Raw genomic sequence first — 7,015 nt, 5'->3', positions numbered from 1 at the left:
GTCGCCGGCACGAACGAGGTCCACGGCGCGGCGCCGGAACTCGGGCGGGTGAGGTGCAGGCACGAACAACATCCTCCCTGGTGGACCGGGTCCACTTCAGGTGACGTGTCCGGCGCCAGGGTCAAGCTCAACCGAACCCTCGCCAACAGAGCACAACAACCAGGTTAAAGATCAAGCTGAGAGCGTGTTGTGAAACCTCGTGAGTCAGTTCTCGAGGTCTTCTGATAGTGCCTCGTTAGTACTCCAGCCGCAGTTCGTGATGTTGGTCTTCCGACGAGGTCGAGTTCGCCACCAAAGCGACGCTGGCCAAAGGCATGCTCGGCCGAGCCCTCGACGCCGGTGTCCCCGCGTCCTGGGTGGCTGCGGACGAGGCCTACGGGCAGGACCACAAGTTCCGTTCCTGGTGCGAAAAGCGCCGGATCAGCTATGTCGTCGCCGTACCGCGCAGCCAGTCCATCCCCCTGGGACACGGTGGCGACCTTGCAGCCGACATCGCCGGACTGGTCGGGTCACGACGTGCTGATGACCTGGTCGCACGCGCCCCGGTGCAGGCGTGGAAGCGCCGCTCGGCCGGACCCGGGGCCAAGGGCGAGCGGCTCTATGACTGGGCCGTGGCCGGCCTGCACCCGCCACCGGATGCGCCCGCCGGGTGGGGACGCTGGCTCCTGGTCCGCCGCCAGATCCTCACCGACACCCAGACCGCCACAGGCGAGGACCCGGAGTTGGCCTACTACCTGTGCGCCGGCCCGCCCGGCACTACCGACGACGACCTCATCCGGGTCGCCGGCGCCCGCTGGGCGATCGAGGAATGCTTCCAGACCGCGAAGAACGAGGTCGGGCTCGACCACTACCAGGTCCGCCGCTACGACGCCTGGTACCGCCACATCACCCTGGCCATGCTCGCCCACACCTACCTCTCGGTCACCGCGGCGATCGCCCCAAAAGACCTGGCAGCGGGCTCATCCCGCTCACCCTCGCCGAACTCCGACGTCTCCTGGCACCTCTGATCCACACCACCAACCAGGCCCTGCGATGGGCCTGGTCGACCTGCCGACGCCGCCACCAGCACCGCGCCCGCGAGAGCCACTACCGGCGTCGCGAACGAAGAACATAACGAAGTGCGGCTGGAGTACTAGTCGGTGAGGGTGATGGCGCGCACCGGACAGGCCAACACTGCGGCCTCCAGGGCCGGTCGCAGCCGGGCTGAGGGCTCAGCTTCCAGCACTATCGCGACGTTGTCCTCCTCGTCCAGGTCGAACACCTCCGGCGCGCTCAGCACACAAGAGGCGAATCCCTCGCACTTCGCCACGTCCAGGACGACCTTCATTTCGTGCGGGTCCTCTCGTCTGTCGGCAGCGAGCCCAGCTGCTCCATCGGATCTGTGTGGGTGGCCCCGGCAAGCTGCATTAGCAGCAGAGGGTGCACACCGCGGGCGTGTAGGGCGGCCAGGTCCACGAGCATTACGTCGGCCACGTCCTCGACTGTCACCCCGGCGGCGGCGGCCACCGCGACTGGGTCGTCGCCAGCCCGCCGCAAGAGGTCGGGATCGCGCGCCATCTGACGGACCAGCCGGTCGAGTCGGAGATTCACCAGGGCTTCCTCAGAACAGCCGGGCCAGTGCCATACCGGTCGCCCATTCGGTCACCGGCTCGTAGGCCGTGACCGATCCCGGCGACGGGCACGCGGCCATGACGGTCACCCAATTCCGGATCTCCTGGGCCCCGTTGCCCGCGGTCTCTGTGACCCACGGGACGTCCCAGGTGAGCAGTTCGCCAACCGCACCCCTGCGAACACAGTCCAGGAAGCCCTCATCGAACTCGACGTTCACCCGGCCCATCCCCGGGGTGCCGACCCAGTGGGACAAGCCGCCTGCGGCCAGCAACAGCACCCGCTCGCCCTCGGGTCGTTCGGTGACCACCGAGGCTATGAGCTCGCCGAGCTGGGCGCTGCGCCAGAACGGGGCCAACGGTCGAGTACTAGCATTCTGGAAGATAGGGACGATCGGCAGATCCAGCTCCGGGCGGATCAACGTGAGCGGCGCCATGAAGCCGTGGTCCAACCGGGGGTCGGCCGACCACGACAGGTCGAAACCGCGCGCTGCACCCGCGTCGAGAAGCGCGGAGGCAAAGTCGGTCGCCAACGGGACCTCGGCCGCAGGTACACCGGCATCGCCCAACCCGGTACAGGTGTCGCCGATGCCCACGCAGACCTGTGGGTAGTTGTCGTAGAAGAATGAGTTCAGGTGCTCGCTGCTGACGATCACGACGACATCAGGCGCCAGCTCATCGACCTCGGTGCGCAACGTCTCGAAGGCCTCGCGGATCCGGCGTTGGTCGGCCGCGGTGGGGTCGTACCGCCGGATCATCAGGGCGGTGTGCGACGCGCCGTAGCCGGCGATCATTTTGCCCACCGGATCAGCTCTCGGCCATGGCGGTCGGTCGGGGGACCACGCGACCGAGGAACTCCCCCACCACCCGGTGGAACTCCTCCGGGTCCTCGAACTGCGGCCAATGCGCGACGTTCTCCATGAGGTGGAACGAGGCACCGGGGATCAGCTTGCTGGCTGCCTCGCCCACAGGCCACTGCATGGTCGGGTTGTGTCGGGTCCACAGCACGAGGGTCGGGCAGGAGATCCGGGTCAGCGCTTCGGGGCCCAGCGCGTCCGTCTCGCCCTCCGTCAGCCCGTCGAGCAGCCGGTTGGCGACCGCGAGGAAGTCGGGTTGGGTGAAGATCCGGTAGCGGGCCTCGACCAGTTCGTCGGTCACCACGGCCTTTTCGTGCACGAGCCATTCCAACCGAGTGCGCACCGCCTCACGGCTCGGCTGTGCGAAGGCCGTCTTGGTCGCCTCTCGAACCTGGCTGCCGACCTGGCGGGTCAACGCTGCGCCGCCGGCGTCCACCTGAAGCCCGGCGCCGGTCACGCTGACGAACGCCGAGACCCGATCGGCGTGGTGCGCCGCAAGCCAGCCTGCAACCCAGCCACCCAGCGACTGACCGACGAGCACCGCCCGCGGCGCGTCGACTGTGTCCAGGAAGGCCAGCACGTGCTCGGCCAGTGCCGGGACGGTGTAGTCGATCACGGGCTTGTCAGTGAAACCGTGCCCCAGCATGTCCAACGCGTAGACATGGTGGGTCCTCGCCAGGGTCGTGACGTTGCGGACCCACGTCTCGGCGTGGCCGCTGATGCCGTGCAGCAGCACGATCGGCTCTCCGCTACCGGCCTCGATGCACCGGGTCCGGAACCCACCGGCGTCGTAGTACCGCACCTGCGCTCCCAGTGCATGCACCCAGAACGAATTCTCGCTCATAGCCTTGCTCCTCCGTCGTCGGCGGGACCGAACGGGTCGTGCAGCAGGCGCGCGAACAACGCGTCGTCCTGCCAGGTCAAGCTCTCCAGTTGCAGCGGGTCCAGGAACACCTCACGCCCGGTGCGGGAGTTGTGGATCCGCAACCGCGTGCCGTTGGCGCTGTCGTCGCGGCTGATCTCCACTCGGGCAAACTCATTGCTAATCACCAAAGCATCGCACCAACCGTCGCGCTCAGAGGTAGATCGAGATTGCACGGGGCAACACTCTGTGATCCAGCAGGATCACCCGCTCGGCAATCTTCCAGTCGCACTCGGCCCGGACTAGTCGGTCTTTCCGACAACCGACGAAGAACTGCTCAGAATTGCCCCGACGCGATTGAAAGACCAGCAGATTCGATTCGACGCCGACCGTACCGTCCGCTTTCTCGGCGGCCACGATATTAGTGACGAACCGCCGGGTGCGAGAACGCGGCTGCTCGGAGTGGGCCAGACCGGTTTTCAGTCGCTCGTTGCGTTTGAGCAGAAACCTCTTGTCCTCCTCGATCAGCGCCCATTCGCCTGCGACCGGGTCCCGTTCCTGGGCGACCTCCCGGCTCTCGGTGATCGGCATCCAGTACCGGGCATCCTCGGTGAACAGCTCCAGCCACTCGTCGAACCGATTGTTGTCGAGCAACTTGGCCTCGCGGTAAAGGAACAGCTCAGCCTCTCGCTGAAGGTCCACCAGCTGGCTGGTCATGCCCGGTCCTCCGTCATCAGCTGGCGCCAGTAGCGGTAGAAGTTGCGGTGGTTCTGTTCGGAATAGTGCGGCCCGATCCGGCCGGGCAGGGTTGGCTCGTCGATCTCACCCTCGTGTCCCATTCCCATTGTGTAGTTGAAATCGAGCGTTCTGGAAACCGCTCCTCGCGCCGATTCGGTGATCTTCTCGAAGTTCTCGCCATCGTCCTGGCCGAAAATTCCAGCCGCCGCGTTCTCCTGCGACATCTGCGACCGCGCATAATCCTTGACGTGCTGGGGGGCGCCGGTGTCGTAGAACGTGGTCTGCCAGACCTCGAGTTCACCGGGGCCCTTAGGGTGCCACTGATAGAGACCGAACACGTGGAAGCAGCCGAACTTGATCCATGACAGGTTAGGGAAGACGTTGCCCTCTCCGAGCCCGTGCACCGCAGCTTGCTCGAGACTGAGCCGGTCGGCGATCCGCTGATTGTAGGCCTTGACGTAGTCGACGGCCTCGGGACCGAAGTGCTCGGCCATCATCAGGTCGTTCGCCAGCCCGCGCCCGGGCTTGGGGATGTCCCCCATACCGTGTCCGTGGTCGAAGTAGGCGATGTAGTCGGCCAGGATGTCGTAGTCGGGCAGGAATCCAATCTGGAACGCCGACCCATGGGTGTAGAGAACGTGGTAGTCGTCGCCGGCGAAGTTCTCCGCGGCGAGCTTCCAGTTGGCCGGAATTACGTACTTCATGGTGGGACCGAGGACCTCCAACCCCCCTAGCGCACCCTCGATCGGTATGTCGAGATACCAAAGCTGGTCGCGGCCGAGATAGTCGATCAGCGGGATCGCGTCGGCATCCCAGTTGGCGAAGATGAAACCTTTGTAGGTTTCCACACGAGGCACCTCAACCAGGCCGAGGCGGGTCTTGTCGAGCTCGTTGCGGTAAGCATCTGCGCTGCGCGGGACGCCGACCAGCGGGCCCTCCGAACTGTAGGTCCAGCCGTGGTAAGGGCACCGAAAGAACTTGGCGTTGCCCTGGTCCGATGAGCAGACTGTCATGCCACGGTGGCGACAGGAATTCAGCAGCACTCGGACCTGACCGTCGCTTCCCCGAGTCGCGATCACCGGGTCCTCACCCATGACATTGGTGATGTAGTCGCCCGGCTTCCGCAGCTGGGAGTCGTGCCCGATGTAGAGCCAGGTCCGGGTGAAGATCCGCTGCAGTTCCTGATCGTAGATCGCCGGGTCGCGGAAGATCTCCCGACTGATTATACCCTCATCCGGCCGCACGAGGTCGGCCGGAGTCCGGGTGGGCGCGACCATCGGCCGCGGGACGGTCATCGTCATTACAGCACTCCCTTGTGCACTCACGCTCTTGTCCGCCTGGTTCTTACCCCGGCCGGGACCTGGGACTGGCGCTCGACGGGCACAGTTCTTGAAACTGGCCTCTTGGCGGTGTGGTACGACAGACCCTACCCATCGACCTGTCGCGACCGGCGAGGTCCTCTGCAAATCAGAACTGCGATCTTCTAAACAGAAACGATATGAAGCACTTCTTCGGGGGCAACACCCACTCGTGCGTCCGCAGCGGTGTGGAACACCGCGGTGTCGAGGGTCATTTCACTGGGTGCTGCCGCCCGCCCAGTTCTCCTGCGAGCCGAGGTTGGCCATGGCCGCTGCATAGAGCGCGCCTTGTGCGTCGAAGGGCAGGTGCGGAACGCCGGCCCGCTCGTACTTCGGCATCGCTGCCTCGAGCCGGCTGTATATCTCCTCCATGTCCGGTGGCAGCTCGTGGTCCAGCCAGGCGGCGTAGTCGCCGTAACCGTGGTCGTAGTTCCATTCGGGCACGTAGTAGAGCCGACCAGCCGTCCCGCGGCCGTCCTGAGCAGAGAGGAACAGCGTGATCGGCAGCAGGTGCTCGGAGACCGCCGGACGCATGAAGTAAACGACCCCGATCTCGTTGAACGCCCGGGCGGTGGTGTCGAACCACGATGCTCGGGTGTGCCCGGGCATGATCGCGTTGACTGCGACACCGTCGCCGCGCACCTCCTCGGCGAGGTAGAACGTCAGCGCAGTGACGGCCGCCTTGGTGGCCTGGTAGGGCATCTCGACCGTCCACGGGCGCAGCCCGTGGTACCCGCCTCCGGCGGCTACCGGCAGGACGCCGCTGCTCACGACGTTGATGATGCTGCCGCGCTTCTTCTCCCGCATGGGCCTGATGAACCGGCGGATGACCTTGAGCGTACCGAAGACATTGACGCCGAACATCGTTTCCCAGTCCTGGTCGGTCGTGTCCAGGGTGTTGCGGTGGCCGGTCGGCGCGAAGAGCGTCTCCGAGACCAGGGCCGCGTTGTTCACCAGGACGTCGACGGTTCCGAACCGGTCCGTGACCGCCTTGTAGGCGGCGTCGAGCTGCGCGTCGTCGGTGATGTCCACCTCGACGGCCAGCCCCTGCTCGGCATCGAGTTGCTTGCGGAAGTCCTCGGCGCCTTCCCAGCTCCGGTCAGCGGCGACGACCCGCGCACCGGCGCGGATCAACGCTTCGGACATGGACCGGCCAATGCCGCGGGCGCCGCCGGTGACCACGACGACCCGTTCGTCGAGATCGCCGCGCCACTCGCGAAGCGCCCGCTCCACCATCTCGTCCTGCTTTGCCCGGGCCGCAGCTGCGTTCGAGCTTGCCGGGCTCGCCGCCTCGTCCATCGACATGCTCGCTCCCAATCCAAGGTGGTTCTGCTCCGGCGAGTACGTACCAGTTCATGCGGCGTTCTCTCCGGGGCGGGGTTCGTCCTTACGCTATGGCGCGCGCCATGTGCTCGTCTATATAATAGTTTGGATTTCATCTATTCATCGGGAGCAGTAGTGGAGCCTCGCCAGCTGCGTCACATCGCGAGGTGGACTTAGAGATGGTTTCAGAATGAGTTCGGCGTGTCTGCTGTAGACACTCACTGAGCTGCGGCAGAGTCGCTCGACATGGCTGTCGATCTTGTTCCTGAC

8 protein-coding genes and 1 pseudogene are annotated in these 7,015 nt (G+C 65.4%); 1 reads left to right on the top strand and 8 read right to left on the bottom strand.

Going from position 1 to position 7,015, the window contains the following annotated elements; all coding sequences use genetic code 11:
* Positions 1-284 precede the first annotated feature (284 nt).
* A pseudogene (locus ABZ881_RS30735) lies at positions 285-1,007 on the top strand (transposase); the annotation flags it as partial.
* 125 nt (positions 1,008-1,132) lie between these two features.
* Here ABZ881_RS30735 and ABZ881_RS30730 read toward each other — a convergent pair.
* From ABZ881_RS30730 to ABZ881_RS30695, 8 genes are all read right to left on the bottom strand, one after another.
* A complete protein-coding gene (locus tag ABZ881_RS30730; protein WP_358489549.1) occupies positions 1,133-1,327 on the bottom strand; it encodes a ferredoxin in 195 nt (64 codons plus the stop codon).
* Positions 1,324-1,590 carry a hypothetical protein gene (locus ABZ881_RS30725; protein ID WP_358489547.1) on the bottom strand — a complete coding sequence of 89 codons (267 nt, stop codon included), beginning with the start codon at positions 1,588-1,590 and terminating at the stop codon, positions 1,324-1,326. Before ABZ881_RS30725 ends, ABZ881_RS30730 begins: the two co-directional genes overlap by 4 nt.
* 10 nt (positions 1,591-1,600) lie before the next feature.
* Positions 1,601-2,401, bottom strand: coding sequence for a hypothetical protein (locus ABZ881_RS30720; RefSeq protein WP_358489545.1), 801 nt, complete (start codon positions 2,399-2,401; stop codon positions 1,601-1,603).
* A 13-nt stretch (positions 2,402-2,414) separates the two neighbouring features.
* Positions 2,415-3,308 carry an alpha/beta fold hydrolase gene (locus ABZ881_RS30715; protein ID WP_358489542.1) on the bottom strand — a complete coding sequence of 298 codons (894 nt, stop codon included), beginning with the start codon at positions 3,306-3,308 and terminating at the stop codon, positions 2,415-2,417.
* On the bottom strand, positions 3,305-3,490 hold the full coding sequence (locus ABZ881_RS30710; protein WP_358489540.1) for a hypothetical protein: 186 nt from the start codon (positions 3,488-3,490) through the stop codon (positions 3,305-3,307). Before ABZ881_RS30710 ends, ABZ881_RS30715 begins: the two co-directional genes overlap by 4 nt.
* A 49-nt stretch (positions 3,491-3,539) precedes the next feature.
* Positions 3,540-4,043, bottom strand: coding sequence for an aromatic-ring-hydroxylating dioxygenase subunit beta (locus ABZ881_RS30705; protein ID WP_358489537.1), 504 nt, complete (start codon positions 4,041-4,043; stop codon positions 3,540-3,542).
* Entirely contained in the window at positions 4,040-5,365 is a 1,326-nt protein-coding gene (locus tag ABZ881_RS30700; protein ID WP_358489534.1) for an aromatic ring-hydroxylating dioxygenase subunit alpha, read from the bottom strand. The genes ABZ881_RS30705 and ABZ881_RS30700 overlap by 4 nt, the downstream gene beginning before the upstream one ends.
* A 273-nt stretch (positions 5,366-5,638) precedes the next feature.
* Positions 5,639-6,727: an SDR family oxidoreductase gene (locus ABZ881_RS30695; protein WP_358489532.1), complete on the bottom strand. Its 1,089-nt coding sequence runs from the start codon at positions 6,725-6,727 to the stop codon at positions 5,639-5,641.
* Positions 6,728-7,015: the final 288 nt, after the last annotated feature.

Origin of the sequence: Pseudonocardia sp. NPDC046786, from assembly GCF_040645415.1 — a bacterium.
Taxonomy (GTDB): Bacteria; Actinomycetota; Actinomycetes; order Mycobacteriales; family Pseudonocardiaceae; genus Pseudonocardia; species Pseudonocardia kongjuensis.
This window is presented reverse-complemented; position numbering and strand designations above follow the sequence as displayed.

Coding starts and splice junctions, on each gene's coding strand:
- ABZ881_RS30730 (WP_358489549.1), bottom strand. CDS start 1,327: ATGAAGGTCGTCCTGGACGTGGCGAAGTGCGAGGGATTCGCCTCTTGT.
- ABZ881_RS30720 (WP_358489545.1), bottom strand. CDS start 2,401: ATGATCGCCGGCTACGGCGCGTCGCACACCGCCCTGATGATCCGGCGG.
- ABZ881_RS30715 (WP_358489542.1), bottom strand. CDS start 3,308: ATGAGCGAGAATTCGTTCTGGGTGCATGCACTGGGAGCGCAGGTGCGG.
- ABZ881_RS30705 (WP_358489537.1), bottom strand. CDS start 4,043: ATGACCAGCCAGCTGGTGGACCTTCAGCGAGAGGCTGAGCTGTTCCTT.
- ABZ881_RS30700 (WP_358489534.1), bottom strand. CDS start 5,365: ATGACGATGACCGTCCCGCGGCCGATGGTCGCGCCCACCCGGACTCCG.
- ABZ881_RS30695 (WP_358489532.1), bottom strand. CDS start 6,727: ATGTCGATGGACGAGGCGGCGAGCCCGGCAAGCTCGAACGCAGCTGCG.